This window comes from Desulfoprunum sp., assembly GCF_053613775.1.
In genome coordinates, this window is the sequence record NZ_JBSHXH010000004.1 from 899,828 (window position 1) to 923,521 (window position 23,694).

25 protein-coding genes and 1 riboswitch are annotated in these 23,694 nt (G+C 64.0%); of the genes, 18 read left to right on the plus strand and 7 right to left on the minus strand.

Features of this window, described 5'->3' with window-relative positions; genetic code table 11:
- Positions 1–3 precede the first annotated feature (3 nt).
- Positions 4–135, minus strand: a complete 132-nt coding sequence (locus tag ACWGKN_RS08100) for a hypothetical protein (RefSeq protein WP_424252633.1) — start codon at positions 133–135, stop codon at positions 4–6.
- A gap of 104 nt (positions 136–239) precedes the next feature.
- On the opposite strand from ACWGKN_RS08100, the gene ACWGKN_RS08105 reads away from it, so the two are divergent.
- A complete protein-coding gene (locus ACWGKN_RS08105; protein ID WP_424252634.1) occupies positions 240–896 on the plus strand; it encodes a lactate utilization protein in 657 nt (218 codons plus the stop codon).
- Between the two features lie 87 nt (positions 897–983).
- On the opposite strand, the gene ACWGKN_RS08110 is transcribed toward ACWGKN_RS08105, so the two are convergent.
- Genes ACWGKN_RS08110 through gpmI form a run of 3 tightly spaced genes read right to left on the minus strand, consistent with a single transcriptional unit; the run spans position 984 to position 3,645 of the window.
- A complete protein-coding gene (locus tag ACWGKN_RS08110; RefSeq protein ID WP_035228949.1) occupies positions 984–1,436 on the minus strand; it encodes a DUF3465 domain-containing protein in 453 nt (150 codons plus the stop codon).
- On the minus strand, positions 1,433–1,981 hold the full coding sequence (locus ACWGKN_RS08115; protein WP_035228948.1) for a DarP family protein: 549 nt from the start codon (positions 1,979–1,981) through the stop codon (positions 1,433–1,435). The genes ACWGKN_RS08110 and ACWGKN_RS08115 overlap by 4 nt, the downstream gene beginning before the upstream one ends.
- A 35-nt stretch (positions 1,982–2,016) precedes the next feature.
- Positions 2,017–3,645, minus strand: a complete 1,629-nt coding sequence (gene gpmI, locus ACWGKN_RS08120; protein WP_424252635.1) for a 2,3-bisphosphoglycerate-independent phosphoglycerate mutase — start codon at positions 3,643–3,645, stop codon at positions 2,017–2,019.
- Positions 3,646–3,713: 68 nt separating this feature from the next.
- On the opposite strand from gpmI, the gene ACWGKN_RS08125 reads away from it, so the two are divergent.
- The 10 genes from ACWGKN_RS08125 (at position 3,714) to ACWGKN_RS08170 (ending at position 14,113) form a co-directional block, all read left to right on the plus strand.
- Entirely contained in the window at positions 3,714–4,427 is a 714-nt protein-coding gene (locus tag ACWGKN_RS08125) for a hypothetical protein (RefSeq protein ID WP_052159885.1), read from the plus strand.
- Positions 4,420–5,682 carry a molybdopterin molybdotransferase MoeA gene (locus ACWGKN_RS08130; protein WP_052159884.1) on the plus strand — a complete coding sequence of 421 codons (1,263 nt, stop codon included), beginning with the start codon at positions 4,420–4,422 and terminating at the stop codon, positions 5,680–5,682. The genes ACWGKN_RS08125 and ACWGKN_RS08130 overlap by 8 nt, the downstream gene beginning before the upstream one ends.
- Positions 5,679–7,604: a molybdopterin biosynthesis protein gene (locus ACWGKN_RS08135; RefSeq protein WP_452095020.1), complete on the plus strand. Its 1,926-nt coding sequence runs from the start codon at positions 5,679–5,681 to the stop codon at positions 7,602–7,604. The genes ACWGKN_RS08130 and ACWGKN_RS08135 overlap by 4 nt, the downstream gene beginning before the upstream one ends.
- 88 nt (positions 7,605–7,692) lie before the next feature.
- Positions 7,693–9,420 (plus strand): aldehyde ferredoxin oxidoreductase family protein, encoded by a 1,728-nt coding sequence (locus ACWGKN_RS08140; protein WP_452095021.1) that lies wholly within the window; start codon positions 7,693–7,695, stop codon positions 9,418–9,420.
- Positions 9,420–9,644: a MoaD/ThiS family protein gene (locus ACWGKN_RS08145; RefSeq protein WP_035228945.1), complete on the plus strand. Its 225-nt coding sequence runs from the start codon at positions 9,420–9,422 to the stop codon at positions 9,642–9,644. The genes ACWGKN_RS08140 and ACWGKN_RS08145 overlap by 1 nt, the downstream gene beginning before the upstream one ends.
- A 2-nt stretch (positions 9,645–9,646) precedes the next feature.
- A complete protein-coding gene (locus tag ACWGKN_RS08150; protein WP_452095022.1) occupies positions 9,647–10,450 on the plus strand; it encodes a HesA/MoeB/ThiF family protein in 804 nt (267 codons plus the stop codon).
- Between the two features lie 102 nt (positions 10,451–10,552).
- The gene (locus ACWGKN_RS08155; protein WP_035228942.1) at positions 10,553–11,704 is read left to right on the plus strand and encodes a diguanylate cyclase; all 1,152 of its coding nucleotides are present in this window, start codon (positions 10,553–10,555) and stop codon (positions 11,702–11,704) included.
- A gap of 171 nt (positions 11,705–11,875) precedes the next feature.
- Entirely contained in the window at positions 11,876–12,088 is a 213-nt protein-coding gene (locus ACWGKN_RS08160; protein ID WP_035228940.1) for a dodecin family protein, read from the plus strand.
- Positions 12,089–12,226: 138 nt separating this feature from the next.
- A complete protein-coding gene (locus ACWGKN_RS08165; protein WP_452095023.1) occupies positions 12,227–12,499 on the plus strand; it encodes an acylphosphatase in 273 nt (90 codons plus the stop codon).
- A 6-nt stretch (positions 12,500–12,505) separates the two neighbouring features.
- A complete protein-coding gene (locus ACWGKN_RS08170) occupies positions 12,506–14,113 on the plus strand; it encodes an ABC transporter ATP-binding protein (RefSeq protein ID WP_452095024.1) in 1,608 nt (535 codons plus the stop codon).
- Here ACWGKN_RS08170 and thiC read toward each other — a convergent pair.
- A complete protein-coding gene (gene thiC, locus ACWGKN_RS08175; protein WP_052159883.1) occupies positions 14,091–15,440 on the minus strand; it encodes a phosphomethylpyrimidine synthase ThiC in 1,350 nt (449 codons plus the stop codon). The genes ACWGKN_RS08170 and thiC overlap by 23 nt on opposite strands.
- 91 nt (positions 15,441–15,531) lie before the next feature.
- Positions 15,532–15,752: riboswitch (cobalamin riboswitch) on the minus strand.
- A 92-nt stretch (positions 15,753–15,844) separates the two neighbouring features.
- Positions 15,845–16,108 carry an SHOCT domain-containing protein gene (locus ACWGKN_RS08180; RefSeq protein ID WP_424252638.1) on the minus strand — a complete coding sequence of 88 codons (264 nt, stop codon included), beginning with the start codon at positions 16,106–16,108 and terminating at the stop codon, positions 15,845–15,847.
- A 230-nt stretch (positions 16,109–16,338) separates the two neighbouring features.
- Here ACWGKN_RS08180 and ACWGKN_RS08185 point away from each other — a divergent pair, with 230 nt between their 5' ends.
- The 7 genes from ACWGKN_RS08185 to ACWGKN_RS08215 all read left to right on the plus strand — a co-directional run bounded on the left by ACWGKN_RS08185 (position 16,339) and on the right by ACWGKN_RS08215 (position 22,586).
- Entirely contained in the window at positions 16,339–17,736 is a 1,398-nt protein-coding gene (locus ACWGKN_RS08185; RefSeq protein ID WP_035228936.1) for an NfeD family protein, read from the plus strand.
- A gap of 1 nt (position 17,737) precedes the next feature.
- Positions 17,738–18,523 carry a slipin family protein gene (locus ACWGKN_RS08190; RefSeq protein WP_035228935.1) on the plus strand — a complete coding sequence of 262 codons (786 nt, stop codon included), beginning with the start codon at positions 17,738–17,740 and terminating at the stop codon, positions 18,521–18,523.
- A 67-nt stretch (positions 18,524–18,590) separates the two neighbouring features.
- The gene (locus ACWGKN_RS08195; RefSeq protein ID WP_424252640.1) at positions 18,591–18,737 is read left to right on the plus strand and encodes a hypothetical protein; all 147 of its coding nucleotides are present in this window, start codon (positions 18,591–18,593) and stop codon (positions 18,735–18,737) included.
- Positions 18,738–18,751: 14 nt separating this feature from the next.
- On the plus strand, positions 18,752–20,608 hold the full coding sequence (uvrC, locus tag ACWGKN_RS08200; protein ID WP_424252641.1) for an excinuclease ABC subunit UvrC: 1,857 nt from the start codon (positions 18,752–18,754) through the stop codon (positions 20,606–20,608).
- Positions 20,605–21,354, plus strand: a complete 750-nt coding sequence (locus ACWGKN_RS08205) for an acyltransferase (protein WP_452095025.1) — start codon at positions 20,605–20,607, stop codon at positions 21,352–21,354. Before uvrC ends, ACWGKN_RS08205 begins: the two co-directional genes overlap by 4 nt.
- Positions 21,351–21,962 (plus strand): acyltransferase, encoded by a 612-nt coding sequence (locus ACWGKN_RS08210; RefSeq protein WP_035228933.1) that lies wholly within the window; start codon positions 21,351–21,353, stop codon positions 21,960–21,962. The genes ACWGKN_RS08205 and ACWGKN_RS08210 overlap by 4 nt, the downstream gene beginning before the upstream one ends.
- Positions 21,963–21,974: 12 nt before the next feature.
- Positions 21,975–22,586: a hypothetical protein gene (locus ACWGKN_RS08215; RefSeq protein WP_035228932.1), complete on the plus strand. Its 612-nt coding sequence runs from the start codon at positions 21,975–21,977 to the stop codon at positions 22,584–22,586.
- A 347-nt stretch (positions 22,587–22,933) separates the two neighbouring features.
- Here the strand turns inward: ACWGKN_RS08215 and ACWGKN_RS08220 are convergent, their stop codons facing one another.
- Positions 22,934–23,683, minus strand: coding sequence for a 16S rRNA (uracil(1498)-N(3))-methyltransferase (locus ACWGKN_RS08220; protein WP_452095026.1), 750 nt, complete (start codon positions 23,681–23,683; stop codon positions 22,934–22,936).
- Positions 23,684–23,694: the final 11 nt, after the last annotated feature.

Consider the following 23,694-nt stretch of genomic DNA (forward strand, 5'->3'; position numbering starts at 1 on the left):
CGGCTATCCGCCTTTTCCCGCCGCCGGTTGGCTGACGCCGGTCTCCAACCGGAAGACAGAGACGCTGCGCGCCGCCACATCGACCACGATAGCGATCTTGCAGCAAAGACCGGCGGACGTCAGTTGTCGTTTCACCCACCGATCGACAGGACGATCTTCGCATCAGGCAGGACGCTTCGCCGGTACCGACGATATCACCCGAAAGCAATGAACCACCCCTCACCGCTGGGAACTCCGCTATGACCGACCCCCTGCAAACGTACTGGAGCAAACGGATCGAACGCTGCCGGGCGGCGTTGGCCAAGAATAATTTCGCGGTCTATGTGGCGGAAAATACCGCCGACGCCGGCCGTCTGATCCTGAGCGAAATCCTGCCGGGAACCGCCGCCCGCAGCGTTTCCTGGGGCGACTCGATGACCCTGCAGGCCACCGGGGTCCTGGATGAACTGGGGAAAGACGATACGCTCCGGATCATCCGGACCTTCGAAACCGGTATACCGCGCCAGGAGATCATCGAGCGGCGGCGCCAGGCCCTGCTGGTCGATGTGTTCTTCACCGGGAGCAACGCCCTGACCGAATCGGGCCAGCTGGTCAATCTCGACATGGTCGGCAATCGGGTCGCCGCCATCGTCTTCGGCCCCCGCCACGTCGTCATCACCGTCGGCCGGAACAAGATCGTCCCCGGGGTCGAGGCGGCGATGCAGCGGATCAAAGACTACGCCGCCCCTCTCAACGCCATCCGCCATGCCGGCTGGAGTACGCCCTGCATCAGGACCGCCCGATGCAGCGATTGCCGCAGCCCCGACCGGATCTGCAATGTCTGGTCGATCACCGAAAAATCGTACCCCAGGGGCAGGATCAAGGTGGTGCTCATCAACCAGGATCTCGGCCTGTAGCGGCAATGGCCGATCGCATCGCGGCATTCACTTGCCGCCAAGTCGGCGAGGCTTGAGAGCGGGGACTGACAGGCGCCCGGAAGCGGCTCAGCGATAGGTCCGGCTATTATGACGGAGCCAGCCCGCCGGGTGACGGCCCTCGGGGTCGTGGTGGGTCCAGTGGAGGACGCCGCCCCGGGGATTCCATTCGTACTCGCCGGCGAAGTCGACCTCATCCCCGCGCCCGAGCGCTTCAAGACGCGGCGCCAGATCGATATTGTGGGCGACCAGCAGGGTCCGGCCCGTGGCCAGCCGCAGGATGAAGCGCTGGTGGCGGCTGCCGTCGCTGTCGTCGGGCAGGATAGTGTCAACCACGCCCCGCCCCTCGACCTGCAGATTGCTCAGTTTGTCGGCGAAGGCCCGGGCGAGGAGGGCATCGGTCTGCTCCTGGCGGTCCGCCGTTGCCGGCGGCGCCTGACTCTGCTGCCGGTACCGGGTGAAGGCGGTGTAGCCGCCCAGGATGAGCACCAGGCTGATGAAGAGGGCCAGCCTTCGGTTCATGCCATCCTCCGGCGGATCTCATCCTGTTCCAGGGCCGCCTTGGCGATCCGGTACAGTTCCCTGTAGTACGTCCGATTGCGGCTGCGCACATACTGGTGGGCGGCGTTGCGTGCCCCCACCTCGTCGAAACCGGGATACTGCCGCCGCGCCGCTTCGATGACCGGACTCGGCCAGCCCGGCTCCCAGTCGCGCTGCTGCTGCCGGCACCGCTCCTGGTCGGCCATCGCCTCGTTGATGATCGCATCGCGCAGGTGTTCCGCCTCGTGCTCCAGCTGGATAATCTTCTGCTGCGAACCCTTGCGCTGCTGAAGAAAGTCATAGACGGCATCGAGCGAATCCTCACGCATGATCTTGGCCAGATGCTTGATCTGCCGTTTGCGGGCCCCGCCCTTGAGATCACGGATGGAGAGAATCTCCCGCTTGATCTCGTCGCTGCCGGGGAAGACCTTGAGGTCGTTGTTGGTGAGGTCGGCCAGTTCGGCGGCGGTATCCTCGATCCGCTTCAGGCGGCGTTTCTGCTCCGACCTGCTGATGGTGTCTGTCATGGGGCCCCCGTTGGGTTGATGGTGAACGGCATGCGTTACGGTTGCAGCCGGACCAGCGACGGATCGTAGATCTCCGGCGCCCGGTAGCCGAGCAGGTTGCAGATGGTGGCGGCGACGTTCGACAGCCCGGGCTCGGCGCAGCCACTGGCGGCAAAGGCGTTGCTGCCGCTGTAATCGACGATGATGCAGGGGACGGGATTGAGGGTGTGGGCGACCATCGGCGTCCGCCGGCCCTTCTTTTCGGTCCACATGCAGTCGGCGTTGCCGTGATCGGCGGTCACCAGGGCGATGCCGCCGGCCTTCTCGACCGCGGCGAGGATCCGCCTGAGGCAGAGATCGACGGTCTCGACGGCGATCCGGACCGCCGGTTCAATCCCGGTATGGCCGACCATGTCGCCGTTGGCGAGGTTGAGACGGATGAATTTGTAGCGGCCGCCGGCGACGGCCCCAATCACCCGGTCGGTGATCTCCGCCGCCTTCATCCACGGGCGGAGGTCGAAGGTGATCCGATCCGAGGGCACCTCGTCGTAGGTCTCCAGTTCCCTGTCGATATAGCCCGACTTGTTGCCGTTCCAGAAGTAGGTGACATGGCCGAATTTCTGGGTCTCGGAGATGGCATAGGAGGTCACCCCGGCGGCACAGAGGTACTCGCCCAGGGTCCGGTCGATGGCCGGCGGCTCGACCAGGTACCGCTTCGGGATCAGGGCATCGCCATCGTACTGCATCATCCCGGCGTAGAGCACGTCGGGCCGGCGGACGCGGTCGAACTCGGTGAAAACGTCCTCCTCGAAGGCCCGGGAGATCTCGATGGCCCGGTCGCCGCGGAAATTGAAGAAGATCACCGCGTCGCCATCCTTGATCGTCCCGACCGGCACCCCGCCCTCGGCAACCACGAAACTGACCATGTACTGGTCGGTCATCGCCGGGTCTTCCGCATAGTAGGCGGCAACGGCCTCGGAGGCGGCGGCGAACCGGCGCCCTTCCCCGAGGACATGGGCCTTCCAGCCGTTCTCCACCACCTGCCAGTTGGCGTTGTAGCGGTCCATCGTAGTCACCATCCGGCCGCCGCCGGAGGCGATCCGGTAATCGAGCCCGCAGCCGGAGATCGCGGCCAACCGCTGCTCCAGCGGCACGATGTACTCGAGGGCGCTCTTCTCGCCGACATCCCGGCCGTCGATCAGGGCATGGACCCGCACCCGTTTGACCTTTTCGGCGGCACAGCGGTCGACGAGGGCGTACAGCTGATCGATGTGGCTGTGGACATTGCCGTCGGAAACCAGCCCGATGAAATGGACCGTGCCGCCCTTCCCCGCCCGTTCCATCACCTCTCTCCAGGTCCGGCCGGCAAAGAGGGTGCCGCCGGCGATGGCCGCGTTGACCAGCTTCGCCCCCTGGGCGAAGACCCGGCCGGCCCCGAGGGCGTTGTGGCCGACCTCGGAATTGCCCATGTCGCCGTCGGAGGGGAGACCGACCGCCTTGCCGTGGGCCTTGAGGCGGAACATCAGCTTGTCCTGGAACAGGTGGTCGAGGGTGGGGGTATAGGCAACATGCACTCCATCGCTCGCATCCTGGGGTCCGAGACCGATTCCGTCCATGATGACGGCCACCACCGGTCCCGGGAAGGCGGAATAGCCGGGAAGCGGCTGCAAGGTCAGTTCTGTCATTCTTCCTCCTTTAACGGTAGTCCTTGGAGACCATTACCGTTTTTTCACATTTATTTCAGGAGCTTTTTATGATATACTTCATCAAATTTCAAAAATCGCAGGAACTCCGCGACCGTATTGCAGGGTACGCCATACCGGATAAACCTGCAACCGGCTTGTTCCTGCCCCAGGTGATTATGAACAGCGTTTCCGACCTTCCCCGCCTCGAGTTGCATGTCGCCCCCGAGAATCTCCCGCTCTACACCACCGTCCTCCAGGGAGGCGTTCTGATCGAGGCCCGGGCCGGCATGTCCCTCGGCTCCTTTCTCGACGCCCTGCCCGGTTTCGACCATGACTATATCGTCAACGAGATCCAGACAATTTTCCTCAACGGCACGGCCATCGACGATCTCGAGACACCGCTCGAGGGCGATCATCCGATCCTCGCCCTGTCGGCGGCGATGCCTGGTCTGGCCGGGGCCATCCTGCGTCGCAACAGCTTCCATGCCGCACTCCGCACCACGGTGACGGAACGGCGGGATCACCATCACCAGGGCAGCATCACCATCACCCTCAAGCTCTTCAACAGCATCGCCCGGGACTGCGGCCCGGCCCTGCTGGCCGAGGGCATCCGCCTCGACAGCGGGGTGCTGCGGGTCTTCCGCACTACCCACCCGACCCTTGCCGCCGGACTCGGGCAGATCGTCCTCGATGGTCGGCCCATCACCGCCGCCACGCTGTCCACCTGGCTCGATCACGACAGGATCATCGTCCTGATCGTCAGAGAGGCGGCCAATGACTGATACCACCCGCGACATGCTGGGCCGATCCGGCCTGATTGCGGTCGATGAGGCCAGGCAATTTCTCCTCGACCGCCTCCGAAACCATACCCCGGACCAGCAGACCATCCCGCTGTCCCAGGCCCTCGACCGCGTCCTGGCGGCGCCGGTCTTCGCCCCCGAGGACCTGCCCGCCCATCCCCGGTCGACGATGGACGGCTTCGCCGTCCGGGCCGCCGACACCTTCGGGGCGAGCGAATCGATGCCCGGCTACCTGCGGATCGCCGGCGAAATAAGCATGGGCGAGGCCGCCGCCGGCACGGTGACGGCCGGGACCTGCCATCGCATTCCGACCGGAGGTCTGCTGCCCGACGGCGCCGATGCCGTCGTCATGTTCGAACATACGGTACCGGTGGACGACACCATGGTCGAGGTGGTCAAGGGAGTCGGACCGGGCGTCAATACCCTCGGCCGCGGTGAGGATATCGCCCGCGGCCAGCTGGCCCTGCCGGCCGGACAGCTGCTGCGGCCGCAAGACCTCGGCCTGCTGGCCGGCCTCGGCATCCATGAGGTGACCGTGACCCGGAGAGTGTCGGTCGGTATCATCTCCACCGGCGACGAGATCGTGCCCTTCACCGAGACCCCGGCTCCGGGGAAGATCCGGGACATCAACAAGATCGCCCTCGGCGGCCAGGTCCGGCGGGCCGGGGCGGCGGTCGTCGACTACGGCATCGTCTCCGACCGCCGGGAGATCTTCCTGCCGGTGCTCCAGCAGGCAGTGGAGGAAAACGATGTCGTCCTCTTTTCCGGCGGCAGTTCCGTCGGCATGCGCGACCTCGGCGAACAGGCCATCGCCGAACTCGGCCCGCCCGGCATCCTGGTCCACGGCGTCGCCCTCAAACCGGGAAAACCGGTGATCATCGGCCTGAGCGGGCACAAACCGGTGTTCGGTCTGCCCGGCCATCCGGTCTCGGCCATGGTCTGCTTCGATCTCTTCGTCCGGCCGGCCATCGACCGGCTTGCCGGGAGGACGACCGACCAACTGCCGGAGGCGGCGATCACCGCCCGGCTCGACCGCAACATCAATTCGGCCGCCGGCCGCCGCGATATCGTCCGGGTCAGGCTGGTGCGCGAGGACAATGGCTGGGCCGCCGAACCGGTGCTGGGCAAATCCGGCGCCATTTCGTCGCTGTCGCGGGCCCACGGCTATTTTATCATCCCCGAGAGCAGCCAGGGGATGTTGCAGGGAACCCTTATCACCGTCCATCTCTATTCATGAAACGTAATATCTACCTCGACAACAAACCCCTGGACGAGGCCAGGGCCATCTGGCACCAGGCCCTTACCGATGCCGGTTTCTTCGACCGCCGGCCGGAGGAGAAGATCGCGGTCGACGACTGTCTCGGCCGGATCCTGGCCCGCCCGGTCTCCGCCCTGCGGTCGTCGCCCTCCTACAACGCCGCGGCGATGGACGGGATCGCCATCCATTTCCTCGATCTCGCCAATGCCAGCGAGAGCAACCCGGTCCGCCTCGGCCGCGCCCGCTTCACCCCGGTCAACACCGGCAACGCCATCCCGGAGGGGTGCAACGCCGTGGTGATGATCGAGGATGTCCATTACGTCAGCGACGACGAGGTCGAGCTGATCCTGCCGGCCACCCCGTGGCAGCATGTCCGCACCATCGGCGAGGACATCGTCGCCACCGAGCTGATCCTGCCGGAAGGGCACCAGGTGCGGCCGATCGACCAGGGGGCGATGCTGGCCACCGGCGTCACGAAGGTCTGGGTCCAGTGCCCGCCGAAGGCGATCGCCATCCCCACCGGCAGCGAACTGATCCAGCCGGGCCAGATCGGCCAGCCGGGCCAGATCATCGAATTCAACTCGCGGATCCTGGCCGGGTACCTCAACGAATGGGGGGCCGTGGCCACACGCGGCACCCCGGTGCCCGACGATCCGGTCAGGCTCAGAGAGGCCATCCTGGCGGCCGTGGCCGGCAACGACATCGTCATCCTCAACGCCGGGGCCTCGGCCGGCACCCGCGACTATACCTCCCAGGTCCTCGCCGAGGTCGGGAAGGTCATCGTCCACGGAGTGGCGATCAAACCCGGGAAACCGGTGATCCTGGCGATGGTCGGGGATGTCCCGGTCATCGGCCTGCCCGGTTATCCGGTCTCGGCGGTGCTGACGATGCGTCTGTTCCTCCGCGACATGATCACCGCCTTCCTCGGCCGGGACAAGACCACGCCGCCGGTCGTCGAGGCCACCCTCTCGCGGCCGTTCCACTCGAACATGGGGGTCGACGAGTTCGTCCGGGTAACCCTCGGCCGGGTCGGCGACACCCTGATGGCCACCCCGGTCGGCAAGGGGGCGGGAGCCGTGATGTCGCTGGTGCGGGCCGACGGCCTGCTGACCATCGCCGCCGGCAAGGAGGGGATCGGCGCCGGCGAGAAGGTCGTCATCGAACTGCTGCGGCCCCAGGCCGAGGTCGACGCCACCCTCGTCTGCATCGGCAGCCACGACAACATCATCGACCTGCTGGCCAACCAGCTCCACACCCAGCGGCCGCTGATCCGGATATCCAGCGCCCATGTCGGCTCGATGGGCGGCATCATGGCGATCAAGCGCGGCGAGGCCCATCTCGCCGGCACCCACCTGCTCGACGAGACCACCGGTGAATACAATGTATCCTTCATCAAGCGCTTTCTGGCCGATGTGCCGCTGCAGTTGATCAATCTCTGCCACCGCGAACAGGGCCTGCTGGTGGCCAGGGGCAACCCCAGGAATATTCAGGGCTTTGCCGACATCGCCGAACACGGCCACCTGTTCATCAATCGCCAGGGCGGCGCCGGCACCCGGTTGCTGACCGACAAATGCCTCGCCGACCTGAAGATCGGCCGGGAAAGGATCCAGGGCTATCAGCGCGAGGAATACACCCATATGGGCGTCGCCGCCGCCATCGCCAGCGGCAGTGCCGACGCCGGCATGGGTATCCGCGCCGCCGCCGTGGCCCTTGATCTCGATTTCGTCCCGGTGGCCGAGGAACGCTACGACCTGATCATCCCGAAAAAATTCCTTCATGATGACAAGATCGCCAGGGTCCTCGACCTGATCCGGACCAACCGGACCTTCCAGCAACGGATCCTCGCCCTCGGCGGCTACGAACTGCGGGATTCCGGCAAGGTCATGTACGACCAGGGCTGACACTATCGTTTCACGATACAACAGAATTTTTTCCAACCCATCCCCTCGCGGGATGGACTTTTCAACCATGATCACCAAGGGGAACACCATGACAGATAAAATTTTTCGCGTCAACATGACCGATCTCACCACCAGCATCGAAGAAGTCCCGGCCGCCTGGGCCGGACACGGCGGCCGCGGCCTGACCTCGACGATCGTCGCCGCCGAGGTCGAACCGACCTGCCACCCGCTCGGGCCCAAGAACAAGCTGGTCTTCGCCCCCGGCCTGCTGTCCGGCACCCTCGCCGCCAACTCCGGCCGCCTCTCGGCCGGGGCCAAGAGCCCGCTGACCGGCACCATCAAGGAGGCCAACGCCGGCGGTTCCGGCGCCCAGTTTCTCGCCCGCTGCGGCTGCAAGGCCCTGATCATCGAGGGCCAGCCCCAGGACGATCGCTGGTACAGCCTGATGATCTCCCCCGAGGGGGTTGTCATCAACGAGGAAAAAGAGCTGATCGGCCTCGGCAACTTCGCCGTGGCCGAGGCCCTGGCCGCCCGGCTGCCGGGCAAGCCGGGCGTCATCACCATCGGCCCGGCCGGCGAGATGCGGATGGCCGCCGCCAATATCTCGGTCAAGGACCCCGACGGCGGCATGCGTTCCTGCGGTCGCGGCGGCCTCGGGGCGGTGATGGGCTCGAAACGGGTCAAATTCATCGCCATCGACCCCAAGAACGGCAAGGTCGACATCGCCGATCAGGCCAGATTCCGGGACGCCAACCGCGCCTTCGCCAAGGCCCTGGTCGATCACCCGGTGTCCAAGGCCCTCGGCCAGTACGGCACCAACGTCCTCGTCAACATCATCAACGAGGCCGGCGCCCTGCCGACCAGGAACTTCACCTCCGGCCAGTTCGAGGGCCATGACAAGATCTCCGGCGAGACGATGCACGACACCATCGTCGCCCGGGGCGGCAAGCCGAAGCACAACTGCCATCCCGGCTGCGTCATCCAGTGCTCGCAGATCTACAACGACGCCGACGGCAAAAAGCTCACCTCCGGCTTCGAGTACGAGTCGATCTGGGCGATGGGCGCCGACTGCTGCGTCGACAATCTCGACCATATCGCCGAGGCCGACCAGATCATGGACGACATCGGTATCGATTCGATCGAGACCGCGGTGGCGATGGCCGTGGCGATGGAGGCCGGGGTGCTGCCCTTCGGCGATGGTGCCGGGATCTGCCGGATCCTGAGAGACGATGTGGCCAAGGGGACTGCCCTCGGCCGGATCATCGGCGGCGGCGCCGGCTCCGTCGGCCGGGCCTTCGGCATCACCCGGGTGCCTGTGGTCAAGAACCAGGCCATCCCGGCCTACGACCCGCGGGCGATCAAGGGCATCGGCATCACCTACGCCACCTCGACCCAGGGCGCCGACCACACCATGGGCTACACCATCGCCACCAACATCCTCGGAGTCGGCGGCAAGATCGATCCGCTGACCAAGGAGGGCCAGGTCGAGCTGTCGCGCAACCTCCAGATCGCCACGGCGGCCATCGATTCGACCGGGATGTGCCTGTTCATCGCCTTTGCCGCCCTCGACGACCAGACCTGCCTGCCGGCCCTGATCGATTTGATCAACGCCCGATTCGGCACCTCGCTGGTCGGTGACGACGTCGTCAACCTCGGCAAGTCGATCCTCAAGACCGAACGGGCCTTCAACATCGCCGCCGGGTTCACCAACGTCGACGACCGGCTGCCGGAGTTCTTCTATACCGAGAAGTTGCCGCCGCACAACGTGGTCTTCGACTTCAGCGGTGAAGAAATCGACACCTTCTGGAACTTCTGATGCAAGTTACGGTCAAACTCTTTGCCTTCTTCCGCGATGGCCGGTTCAAGGAAGAGGGCGGGGAGTATCCGGCAGGGACGGTGGTCGGTGATATCGTCGACGGGCTCGGCATCGGCCGTGACGAGGTCGGGGTAGTGATGATCAACTCGCTGCAGCACAGCCTGCAGTCGCCGATCGCCGATGGCGATATCGTCGCCATCTTTCCGGTGATCGGCGGAGGCTGAGGTTGAACCGGCTGCACGATTTCATCCGCCAGAGAGCAGCCGCTTCCGGCAGCATCTCCCTGGCCGATGCCGGGGAGGCGGCGACGGCGTTTCACCGCTCGCTGATGGAGGTCGAGGAACAGGCCCTGCTCCTCGACATCATGCCGCTGCGCTATCTCCGCAACGGCCTTCGCTGCCGGGAGCAGCTCAGGCTGCTGCAGGCCCGGGTCGCGGTCATCGGCTGCGGCGGGCTCGGCGGCTCGGTCGCTGCGCTGCTGGCCCGGCTCGGCATCGGCCGGCTGCGGCTGGTCGATCCCGACCGCTTCGAGGAACACAACCTCAACCGCCAGCAGTTCGCCACCGTCGACTCCCTCGGTCGACCGAAGACCGAGACCGCCCGGACGGCAATCCGGTCGATCAATCCCGCCATCGAGGTCGAAGCGATCGTACGCCCCTTCGCTGAAGCCGATATCGAGGCCATCGACATCGTCGTCGACGGTCTCGACGATGGCGGCAAGCGTCTCGAGCTTGCGGCATACTGCAACAAACTGGCCCGGCCGCTGGTCCATGGCGCCGTCCGTGAATGGCACGGCCAGGCCGGCATCGCCACCGCCCGGAACAGACTCCTGGCTTCCCTGTATCCCAATGTAGGCCAAGGCTCGGACAGCAAACCGCCCATGAATGTTGTCGCCCCGACCGTGACCCTGATCGCCGCCATCCAGGCGGCGGAGACCTGCAAATTGATCCTCGGCATCGACTCGCCGCTGGCGAGGAGCTGGATGCTCTGCAATCTGCTCGACAACGTCTTCGAACACATCCCCGCCTGACATTTTCGCCCGATACATTCCTGTTGCCCCGATTTTGCTGTTTCTGGTAGAGTTGGTATGATAAGCTTTTGATTTTGTATTCACACTCAGCCAGGGGGGCTTATGGATACATTGCGGGCGGCCATCGTCGACGGCAGAAGCTCAGCCACCGACGACGATCAGTTTATCGAAAGACTGAATCAACTCCAGCACGAGCAGGGACCGATGATCTGTCGCTCCATCTTCCAGACCCTGGCCGGTGTCGATATCCCCCGCGACACCGCCGTCGACTGCTGGCGACAGGTGGTCGAACATCGACGGCAGCTCGGCCGGGTTCTGGGCCGGAATGTCGACCTGATGACCGCGATGTGCGATTTCCTCTGCTCGGAAACCAGGTATCTGGCCCATCCCCGGCTCGTCGAGGTCAACACCTTTGAGCGGATCGTCTACGAATCGATGTATGACAGCCTCACCGGGCTCTTCAACCGACTCTATTTCGACGAGGCATTCGAACATCAGATATCGCTGGCCAAGCGGTACGGCACCGATCTCTCGGTCCTCTTTCTCGATGTCGACGACTTCAAGGAGATCAACGACACCCACGGCCATATCGTCGGCGACGTCGCCCTGAAAAAGATCGGCACCATCATCAAGGACTCGAAGCGCGACAGCGATCTCGCCGCCCGCTACGGCGGCGAGGAGTTCGTTCTGCTGATGCCGCATACCGAAAACATCAACGCCTTCATCCTCGCCGACCGGATCCGACAAGAAGTGGAGAAGGAAGTGTTCACGGCCAATGGCCTCACCTACAGACTGACCATCAGCGGCGGTCTGGCCTCATTCCCCCTCAATGCCACCGAACCGGCCGAACTCCTGCAGATGGCCGACAGCGCCACCTATATGGCCAAAGGATCGGGAAAAAACACCATCTGCCTGTTCAAGAAGGACAAGCGGCGGTACCTCCGGGTCAAGTTGACCCAGCCCGTTCTCATCAAGGAACTGGGATTCAACAATTCCAAGACCTACGAGGGAACGAGCAAGGATATCTGCATCGGCGGCATCCTGTTCGAGAACGACACCCCGCTGCCGATCGGCGCCCATGTCCAGGTGAGCATCACCGTCAAGGATAACGCCCCTCTCCTCCTCATCGGCACGATCGTCAGGATCGAGTCGTTCGGTGAGAAAAGTTACGATATCGGCATGACGTTCTCATTCAAGGAAATGGAGAAGATCGCCAACTTCGAGATCGCCCAGTTCCTCAAAGAGGGCTCCTGAGCCCATACCTGCCTTGCGGGTAGCAGCGGCAATGGCCGCCGGCAGGATTTTTCTGTTTTTCCCGTTCGCAGCCGATTTTTCCTGTTTTTTCCCATTGGCAGCTGATAGCATACTATTGCAGGACAGGCTCGCAGTGCATCGTTTTTCCAACTTCGACAAGGAGGGACAACCATGGCAACAAGCGTCTACAAGATTATCGAACTCGTTGGAACCAGTGACAAATCATGGGATGATGCAGCCCGCAACGCCGTTGAGACCGCCGCCAAGTCGCTGGAGGATCTGCGCATCGCCGAGGTCGGCAAACTCGACATGCAGATCGACAACGGCAAGGTCGTCTCCTATCGAGCCAGGGTCATGGTCTCCTTCAAGTACAAGAAGGACTGAGCGCCGCCCTCTATCCAACCACGGAAAAACGAAGGCCAGTCCGTTTTTGGACTGGCCTTCTCTCGTTCAGATGGTACTCTACGACAATATTCTGGAAGAGAAGTCTGCGGCATTGTTCCTGAAAGAGGATTGAAGGGTATGAAAACCGTACAGGTTCGGATCGAAGGCCGGGTCCAGGGAGTCTACTTCCGCGATTATACCCGGCGCGAGGCCCTGCAACAGGGGGTCGACGGCTGGGTCCGCAACCTGCCCGACGGCAGTGTCGAGGCGGTCATCAGCGGCTCCGACAAGGCGGTCGAGGCAATGCTCGACTGGTTCCAGATCGGTTCCCCCCATGCGGTGGTCCGGGCGGTGAAGGTCAAGGACATTGTCCCGCCCCGGGAATATCCCGGCTTCGATATCCGTTTCTGAGCCCCGATGCTGCTGCAGATCGACAATCTCTCGACCTGGATCGATATCGAGACGGAAGAGGGAATCAGCCGCCGCCGGATCCTGAGCGACGTCTCGCTTTCCCTTGACCGCGGGATGACCTGCGCCCTGGTCGGCGAATCGGGCTCCGGCAAGTCGGTCACCGCCCTGTCGATCCTCCGCCTGCTGGAGGACAGCTGCCGGACCGAAACCAGGGGCCGCGTCCTGTTCGAGGACCGCGACCTGCTCACCCTCGGCCGCGACGAGATCAGGGCCGTGCGCGGCAATCGCATCGCGATGATCTTCCAGGAACCGATGACCTCGCTCAACCCGGTCTACACCGTCGGCAGCCAGCTCCTCGAACCGCTGCTGCTGCATCGGCGGATGAATAGGAAGGAGGCCGAACAGGAGGCGGTGCGGCTGCTGCAGCGCACCGGCATCGACGATCCCGAGGCCCGGATGCGGGTCTATCCCCATCAGCTGTCCGGTGGTCAGCGGCAGCGGGTGATGATCGCCATGGCCCTGGCCTGCCGGCCGGCCCTGCTGATCGCCGACGAACCGACCACCGCCCTCGACGTCACCATCCAGTCCCAGATCCTCGACCTGATCGGCGACATCCAGCAGGAATTCGGCATGGGGCTGCTGCTCATCACCCATGACCTGGCGATGGTGCGCCGGATCGCCGACACCATCTCCATCATGAAGGACGGCCGGATCGTCGAAGACGGCCCGACCGAACGGGTCTTCAACCAGCCGGGTGACAGCTACACCCGCCACCTGATGTCCTCCATCCCCCAGCCGATCCCGGAAACCAAGGAGGAAGGGCCGGTTTTGCTCCAGCTCGAGGGGCTGAACTGCCAGTTCCGGCTGCCGGCCGGCTGGCAGGGATTGCTGCGGCGCCGGACCAAGGTCATCCAGGCGGTTGACGACGTCAGTCTCGAGGTGCGGCAGGGGACGACCTGCGGCATCGTCGGCGAGTCCGGCTCCGGCAAGACCACGCTGGCGATGGCGGTGCTCAAGCTGGTGGCCAGCCGTGGTGTCATCCGCTTCGCCGGCGTCGACCTGCAGCCGCTGTCGACCGGGAGGATGCGGCCGCTGCGCCGCGACATCCAGGTCGTCTTCCAGGACCCCTATTCATCGCTCTCGCCCCGCCTGACCGTGCAGGAAATCATCGAGGAGGGGTTGAAGGTCCACCGCCTCGGCGGCACCCGGGAAGAACGATTCCAGTTGGTCGCCTCGGCCCTGGCCGACGTCGAACTGGAACCGGAGATGGCCCACCGCTACCCCCACGAGTTCTCCGGCGGGCAGCGCCAGCGCATCGCCATCGCCCGGGCCATCGTCCTCCGGCCGCAGCTGCTGATCCTCGACGAACCGACCTCGGCCCTCGACATGACCATCCAGGCCCAGATCATCACCCTGCTCCGCGATCTCCAGCGCAAGTACAAGATGACCTACCTCTTCATCTCCCATGACCTGCGGGTGGTGCGGGCCCTGGCCGACCACGTGGTGGTGATGCAGCACGGCCGGATCGTCGAGGCCGGACCGGCCCGGCAGGTCTTCACCTCGCCGAGCCAGCCCTACACCCGGACCCTGTTCAGGGCTGCACTGCTGCCGTAGCCGGACAGGCGGCAGCCTTGGGCCGCACCTTGTCGCCGGCGATATCGTCCTTGAACAGGGCGTGGCCCCGCTCCATCGCGCAGAAATCACCGCACATCGTACAGGTGACCTCGTTTTCCGGCATCCGGCTGCGCCGGATCTGCAGGGCCTTCTCGGGGAACATCAACAGGCTGAAATGTTCCTTCCAATCGCTGTCGCGGCGGGCCAGGGCCACCCGCTTCTCGTGGTCGCGCCGGTCCGGGTACTTGGCGATATCGCCGATCCGGGCGGCGAGCCGGGTCGCCCGCACCCCCTCCCGGACATCGTCGACGTTGGGCAGGGCCAGGTGCTCGGCCGGTGTGATGTAGCAGATCAGATCGGCGCCGTGCCGGGCCGAGTTGGCCGCCCCGATCGCCGCGGTGATGTGGTCGTAGCCGGCGCCGGAATCGGCCGGCAGCGGGCCGAGGACATAGTAGGGGGCGCCGCCGCTCATCCGCTTTTCGAGCATGATGTTGCCCTCGATCTCGTCGAGCGGCACATGGCCCGGCCCCTCGACCATCATCTGGCAGCCCATGTCGCGGCCAAGCTCGGCCAGTTCGCAGTTGATGATCATCTCGGCCATCTGGGCCCGGTCGTGGCTGTCGTGGATCGCCCCGGCGCGGATGCCGTTGCCGAGCGACAGCACCGCGTCATACTTCTTCATCAAGGCGCAGACCCGGTCGAACTGCTCGTAGAGCGGGTTCTCGCGGTTGTTGTACTCCATCCACGACACCATGAAGGTCCCGCCCTTGGAGACCAGGCCGCCGTAGCGGAAGCCCTGCTTGCGCAGCCGCTCGATCGAGAAGCGGTTGATGCCGCAGTGGATGGCCATGAACGAGATGCCGTCGCTCAACTGGCGCTCGATGATCTCGAACAGGTATTCGGCATCGAGCAGGTTTGGGTTGCGCTGGCGCCGCGCCGTCTCGGCAAAGGCCTGGTAGAGCGGCACGGTGCCGACCGGCAGGCTGCAGCCGGCGAGGACCTCGCGCCGGACCCGGTCGAGATCGCCGCCGGTGGACAACTCCATCAGCGTGTCCGCCCCCTCCTCTTCCGCCGCCTTGGCCTTGGCCAGTTCCAGGCCGATATCGCTGATGTCGGACGAGGTGCCGATCGAGGCGTTGACCTTGGTGCGCAGGCCGCGGCCGATGCCCACCGCCTTCTGCCGGCGGTTGGGGTTGGAGGGGATGACGATGTGACCGTCGGCCACCGTCTGCCGGATGACCTCGGGTGGAAAATTCTCGGCTGCCGCCACCTGCTGCATCGCTTCGGTGACCACCCCCTGCCGTGCCAATTCGATCTGGGTCTGCATACTGTCTCCTTCTGAAAATTGCTGCGGTCCGGCGGGCAAAAAAAAGTCCGTGCGGCATCACCTCGATGCGGCACGGACTTTTTACGGACGGAAAAGTCGTTATCTTTCTGGCAGGTCTTCTGACTCGCGGCTCATCCTCAGACCGCGCCTTCCCGGGCATTTCCCGAATTCGGGAGGTATCCCCAGTGGCACCTTGCGGCCCTCGTCCCCGCTCACAGCGCTGGCCCAACGTTACGGATTCGCACCGTATTCCCTTTTCACCGCTGCCTTCCCGGAAGGAGGGCAGGCGACACCAGAAGAGATCAGTAAGCGATGACTCTACTCAAAAGAGCCGGTTCTGTAAAGCAGGAGCAGAACCCCCGGGGCGAGATTCATCCATGACCCGGCTCCGTCCCGTTGGATTTTCAACTCTCGAGGTCTTTCTTTATCTGTTCATACTCTTCTTTGCTGATTTCGCCTCCGGCGTAGCGTTTCTTGAGTATATCGATCGCCGATTCCACCTCTCGACCATGCGGATAACGCTTGTCGGCATCTCCCCCCCAGGGCGGTCTGGAGCCTGCCCGTCCGAATATGAGATAGAGTACGATCAATACGACGATCACCATGATGACAGGCATCATCATCGGCAATCCCCACCACCCGCCATGCCAGTAATATTCCGGTCGCATCTGTTGGTCCTCCTGTCGTGAGCAGTTTTGCCAGCCGTTCGAATCAGTCTACCGCAAAAAAACGGTAAACACCAATTGCCGCCGGACCAAAGGCCACACGATGCCGCGGAATGATCCGGCGTTGATATACTTTACCGGAGGTCATGCTTATGTTCTGTATACATACCCTCCCGGCGAACAATGACTCGAGGACGGGAGGGAAAAAATCCGTTGATCGGCGGAGGTTGATCATGGCGGACGCCGCTGCTCCCAGACATCTCAGGCTCGGACGGCTCACCCTGTTGTGCGCTCTTCTCGCGTTGCTGGCGCCGGGCGCCCCGCTCCAGCCAGGGTCCGCCGCCGGTCAAACCCCGCCGCCTGTCGTAGTCCTTGAAATCAAGGGGGTCATCGGTCCCGCCGTCAGCGACTACATCCGGAAGGGCCTGAAGACCGCGGCCAGGGAGCAGGCCCCGGCGGTCGTGCTGCAGATCGATACCCCGGGGGGCCTGGATCATGCGATGCGGGACATCATCCAGGCCATGCTCCGATCCCCCGTCCCGGTCCTGACCTACGTCGCCCCGGCCGGGGCCCGGGCGGCCAGCGCCGGCACCTACATGCTCTATGCCAGCCATATCGCCGCCATGGCACCGACCAGCAACCTCGGGGCGGCCACCCCGATCCAGATCGGCGGCCTCCCGACCTCGCCGGAATCCCCGCAAAAATCGGAAGAAAAATCACAGGAAGAGAAGAAGGAGCCGAGCGGCAGCGCCCTGGAGCGCAAGATGGTCAATGACGCCGCCGCCTATATCCGGTCCCTGGCCGAGCGCCACGGCCGCAACGGCGACTGGGCCGAAAAGGCGGTGCGCGAGGCGGTGAGCCTGACCGCCAGCGAGGCCCTGGCGCTCAAGGTCATCGATATCGTCGCCGCCGACGTGGACGACCTGCTCCGGCAGGCCGACGGCAGGAAGGTGGTCATGGATTCCGGCACCGTGCAGGTGAAAACCGCCGGCCGGGCAACGGTCCACATCCTGCCGACCTGGCAGAACAGGCTACTGGCGGTGATCAGCGACCCCAACGTCACCTACCTCCTGCTGCTGCTGGGGATGTACGGCCTCATCTATGAACTGGCCAACCCGGGGGTGTTCTTCCCCGGCGTGGTCGGTGCCATCGCCCTGCTGCTGGCCCTGTACGGCTTTCAGGTGCTGCCGATCAACTACAGCGGCCTGGCCCTGATCCTGCTCGGCATCGCGCTGGTCGCCGCCGAGGCGTTCATCCCCAGTTTCGGCTCGCTCGGCATCGGCGGCATCGTCGCCTTTGCCATCGGCTCCCTCATCCTGCTGGACGAAGACAGCCTGCGGATCTCCCTGACCCTGATCGCCGGCACCACTCTGGTCTCCGCCGCCTTCGTGCTGTGGTTGATGGGGCGGATGGCCGGCCTTCGCCGCCGGCCCGTCAGGACCGGGATCGAGGCGCTCATCGGGATGACCGGTGAGGTCCGCGAGGATTTCAGCAGTGAAGGCAGGATCTGGCTGATGGGCGAATCCTGGCAGGCAAAGGCTGCGGAAAAGCTGCACAGAGGCGAAAAAGTCACGGTCACGGCCAAGGAGGGACTGGTGCTGACCGTGGAAAAGATCAAGGAGGAACACTGAGATGATTTCACCCAATCTACTGCAGTATCTTGCCCCGCTGGCCCTGATCATCGGCCTGATTGCCGTCTCGTTCAGGATCGTCGCCGAATACGAGCGACTGGTGGTCCTCTTTCTCGGCCGGTTCCAGACTGTCAAACAGCCCGGGCTGCGGATCATCATCCCCGGGGTGCAGCGGGCCTTCAAGGTCGATCTGCGGGTCGTGACGATGGACGTGCCGCCCCAGGATGTCATCTCCCGCGACAATGTCACGGTACGGGTCAACGCCGTCCTCTATTTCCGGGTGGTCGACCCGGAAAAGGCGATCATCCAGGTCGAGGATTTCATGAACGCCATCAACCAGTTGTCCCAGACGACCCTGCGCTCCGTGCTCGGCCAGCACGAACTTGACGAGATGCTGGCGGAGCGGGAGAAACTGAACAACGACATCCAGGAGATCATCGACATGCGGGCCGACGCCTGGGGCATCAAGGTGATCAACGTCGAGATCAAGCATATCGACCTCAACGAGTCGATGATCCGGGCCATCGCCCGGCAGGCCGAGGCGGAACGGGAACGGCGGGCCAAGGTCATCAACGCCGAGGGCGAATTCGAGGCCTCGGAAAAGCTGCTGTCGGCGGCCGAGGTCATCTCCCGCAACCCCCAGGCCCTGCAGCTCCGCTATCTCCAGACCCTGGCCGACATCTCGACGAAGAACACCTCGAACACCATTATCTTCCCCATCCCGATGGAGATGATGACCTCGTTCATGAAGACGGCGGCCGACAGGGACGGCCGGGCGGAATCGTAAACGGCCGGGGAGTCGTGCCGTCTTTTTTTCAATTGACCACGCCATTGCCATCCGGTAGGCTGTGGCCATGTCAAGGATTTCACGGATCATCGCCCCGGGTCCGCCGTCCGGCTTCGCCCGGCGGGGCCCCAGCCGCTCGCCGGCCTGTTCTGCCGAAGCCGAGCGCCGGCCCTGCCGCAACATGCTGACCTTTACCGCCACCCGCCCCCGGTAGGCTATTTTTTCCTGATGTTTCCCGCCGATATTCTCCAGTCCGTGTCTCATGCCCCCGGTGTCTACCTGATGCTGGACGGCAAAGCGACCGTCCTCTACGTCGGCAAGGCCAAGGACCTGTTCAAGCGGCTGTCGTCCTACGCCCATCATGGCGGTGCCGAGCACAACAAAACGACGGTCATGCTGGCCCGGGTGGCCAGCGTCGATACCATCATCACCGCCACCGAGAAGGAGGCCCTGATCCTCGAGGCCTCGCTGATCAAGAAGCATCGTCCCCGCTACAACATCATCCTGCGCGACGACAAGAACTATCCCCTGATCAAGGTCACCACCCAGGAGGAGTGGCCGCGGGTGATGATGACCAGACGCCGCCAGAAGGATAAGGCCCGCTATTTCGGCCCCTATTCCTCGGCGACGGCGATGTGGGCGACGCTGAAGCTGATCACCGGCCTGTTCCCGCTGCGTCGCTGCTCCGGCAGTTCGATCCGGCCGCGCCGGCGGCCCTGCCTCAACCACCAGATGGGACGCTGCCTCGCCCCCTGCGCCGGGCTCGCCGACCGCCGGACCTACGATGAACATGTGCGGCGGATCATCATGGTGCTGGAAGGCCGCAACCGGGAGTTGATCGCCGCGCTGACGTCGCAGATGGAGGCGGCCGCGGCGGCGATGGAATTCGAGCGGGCGGCCCTGCTCCGCGACCAGATCCAGGCCCTGGCCCAGACCCTGGAGAAACAGGTGATTGCGGCCGAACACGGCCAGGATCGGGATGTCTTCGGTTTCGCGAGGCAGGATGCGGCGATCGCCGTCACCGTGCTCTTCGTCCGCGGCGGGCTGATCGGCGGCAGCCGCAGTTTCTTCCTGGCCGATCCCTACGGCGACGACCCGGCCATCCTCGCCCAGGTGCTGCACCAGTTCTACGACCGGCAGACACCGATCCCCCACGAGATCCTGCTGCCCTTCCTGCCCGACGATTCCGACCTGCTGGTCGAGCGCTTCAGCGACCTCGGCGGCCGTGCCGTGTCGATGTCGGTGCCGAGCCGGGGTGACCGGCTGCGCCTGATGACCATGGCCGCGACCAACGCCCGTCAGGTCTTCGCCGAACGGGAGCGGAAGCGGGAATCGTGGCAGACGCTGGCCGAGGCGATGCAGCAGAGACTGCATCTGCTGCGGCCGCCGAACCGGATCGAATGCCTGGATATCTCCAATATCAGCGGCCGACTGGCGGTCGGCTCGCTGGTCTGCTTCAGCGACGGCGACCCGGAGCCAAAGAGCTATCGGCACTACCGGATCCGCACCGTGGAGGGCCCTGATGATTACGCGATGATGGCGGAGGTGCTCGAACGCCGCCTCAGTCGGGCGGTCGCCGAACAGACCCTGCCCGATCTCTTTGTCGTCGACGGCGGCCGGGGCCAGCTGGCGATGGCGATGCGGGTCGCCGACGACCTCGGCATCGCCGCCGACCTCGACTGGATCGGCATCGCCAAGGAGCATGAGGACGAGGGGGAGAAACTGTTCAAACCGGGGCGGAAAAACCCGATCGTCCTGCCGGCCCACAGCCCGGTGCTGCTGTACCTGATGCGGATCCGCGACGAGGCCCACCGCTACGGCATCACGCTGCACCGGCGGCTGCGCAACGCCTCATCCCTCGCCTCCCGGCTCGACCGGATCCCCGGCATCGGCGACGACCGTAAGAAACGACTGCTCAAAGGCCTGGGCAGTCTCCGTCGGGTTGAGGCGGCGACGGTGGAACAGCTGGCGGCGGTCAAGGGCATCGGCCCGGAGCTGGCCAGGACGATCCACGCCTTCTTCCATCCAGCCGCAACCCCGGAGCATCCCGCCGGCGCTGCCGTTGAACAACATGACAGCCGATGAATACCGATACGCCGCATAACCGGCCGACCCTGAAGAAACTGCAGGCATCGAACAGCGACAGCGCCTTCGCCCGGTATCGAGCCCTGGCGGTGGGCCGGCAGGGGACCACCGCCGCCCTGCTCCTGTTCGAGCTGATCACCACCTGCATATTGCCCCTGCCGGGCGGGTTCGGCCGATGGGCGCGCAACCTCCTCCTGCCGCTGGTTGGCGCCGGAATCGGCAGAAATGTACGTATCGGCAGGGACTGTACCATCAGGAATCCCGCCGCCATCGCGATCGGCGACGGTTCAGTCATCGATGACCGGGTCTGCCTCGATGTCAAACCGGATGCCGAGCGGCTGATCATCGGCAGCGATGTATTTATCGGCCAAGGCACCATCTGCAACTGCGCCGGGGCCACCCTCGAGATCGGAGCCGGCAGCCGAATCGCCGCGGCCTGCCGGCTCGGTTCGAAATTGGGACTGCGTATCGGCCGCAACTGCCGCATCGGCGTCGAGGCCTGCTGTTCCGGTGCCGCCCATGCCTACGCCGACCGGAGCATCCCCATCGCCCTCCAGCCCGTGACCTGCAAGGGGCCGACGGTGATCGGCGACAATGTCGTCATCGGCGACCGGGCCTCGATCCTTGACGGGGTAACCATCGGCGATCATGTCCATATCGCGGCCGATTCCCTGGTTAACAGCGATATTCCCGAAAACACGACTGTTGCCGGAGTACCGGGGCGCATCCGGGGCCGAGTGCAATGACTGCCATGCCGACCATGCTCTATCGTTTTCTCCGCTGGTGTCCCGGCATCCTCGGTCTTCTCCTGCGCCAGAGGCTTTACCCCTACCTGTTCGGCCATTGCGGTCGCGGCGTTTTGATCGGTCGCCATGTCGATCTGATCAATCCCGGCGCTATCGCCCTCGGTGATCAGGTGATCGTCAATGACGGCGCCCGCCTCGACGGGGGCGGGTATGCCGGCCCCGAGGCAGCGATCGTGGTGGCGAAGGGGGTGTTCATCGGCGCCGACACCATCCTCGCCGCCGGTCCCGGTCGACTGTCCATCGATGAGGGGAGCAATATCGGCAGCCGGTGCACGATCTCCGCAGTCGGGGATATCGTTCTCGGCCACCATTCGCTGCTGGCCGGGTACTGTACGATCGGAGACCTCTCCGGTGGACCTGCAGCGGCAGGAAGGGCCTCGACCGTCATCAACTCCGGATGCTGGCTCGGTCTGCGCTGCCATGTGGCAGCAGGAGTCACTATCGGCGAAGGAACCATCGTCGGAGCCCATGCCGTCGTCGACGCTCCGCTCCCCGAGTATGTGATCGCCGTCGGCCGCCCCGCCACCATAAACCGCAGGCGGCCATAAACCCGAGAACGCATGAAATCCAGTCACCTGATCGTCATGCCGCTGCTGGCCCTGGTCTTTATCCTCTTCCTCTATTGGCTGGCGGTGCAGAACGCACCGCCGAAATCGATGAGGAAGACCCCGATCGCCATAGCAGCGCTGGAGATTGTCGCCGCCGACGATTCGAAGACGAGGGAACTGGTGCTGGCCGGGCGTTTCGACCGCTCATCCGCGAGCGCCGCAACAACCGGGACGGATGATTCCGTCAGGAAGGTCACCAACCTCGAAACCGCGATGTACAACGCGAAACCCTTTGTCACGGAACAGGACACGTTTCTCCCCTCGGACCGGATCTATATCGTCCTGGAACTCCACGACCTCGACAAGGGGCAGCACCGACTGTCAGCCTCGTGGATCGATCCGGAAGGCAAGACCATCAACACCTCCGAGCATACGATCCTGCTGGATGCCCCCGAATTGACGCACCGGTCCTATTTCTGGCTGGAGCTGATGAAGAACGGCCCCTTCACCGAACTGGTGACCGGCCGGGAATTCAAGGGCAACGTATATGGGCGCTGGCAGGTCCAGATTCACCTGAATGGCCATCCGGTCGACAAGAGGGAATTCAGTATTCAGGACACCTGATCAGGCTATGGTGAGATATGAGTCAAGGTTGTTTGACACCTGCTGTTCGTGACGTATTTACAACGACATAGGTATCTTTCTTGAAGTTTTTGCGCAGACTACCTTCTCCACAGCTGAAAATATGATTTTTTACCATAGCCGGTTGGTTCCGGCATCACGACAGAATACCTTGATTTTGATTACCATCCTCCTGTTTCCACGATCTTTTTCTGGCGCTGATCGACTTCAAAACATGGCTGGAAATCCTGCCGCTGCGCCGTGCTCCCCTGTTCCATTGCGATTGCACCGACAATAACGGCGGCCGGCTGGCGGCCAGGATGCCTCTGCCGAGGTCGGCATCACGCCGCCTACCGACACAACATTTCCCGTATCGCTGAAACCCGCGCATGCAGGGCGACCACGGCGGTATCGACCTTGAGGATTCTTTCCCCCATCGAACAGCAGCAAAATCCCTGCGCCTCGAACCGATCCACCTCGAAGTCAACCCAACCGCCCTCGGGCCCTACGGCAAGAAGGATACGTCCCGGACCGGGACCGAGATATCCTGCCAGGGTGGAAGTCCCATACGGGTGGGCGAGGATCCTGAAGCGGTAATCGTCTTTGATCCGGGGCAGAAAATCCTCGGCAAAGGGCTTGAATCGCTTGAATATCTGGACTTGGGGGAGCCGCGTATCGACCGCCTGTTCCAGTCCATGGCGGAGATGCTCGAGGTACTCGTGCTGCTCCAGGAGACTTGAATCCCAGAAACTCTTTTCCACCCGGTTGGCCTGAATGATGAACAGCGTCCCGATGCCGAGCGCGGCGACCTGCCCGAGGATGCGCCTGAGCATGATCGGCCGCGGCAGGGCCAGGATAATATCGAGCTCCGGCTGATGGGCCGGATGCTCGCTCAGTTCCACCACCAGTTCGACCCGGGTTGGTCGCCCCTTGACGACCGCGGTGAGCACCCCGCTGCCCATCGGACCGTTAACCAGCCCGACCCGGACCCGATCGCCGACCGTAGCCCGCAGGACCTTCTGGATATGGACCGCCCGACGATCATCGAGGACGACCCGTCCCCCATGGATCTCCCGTTCCTCTAACAGGATGATGTTCATTCTCTGCCTCC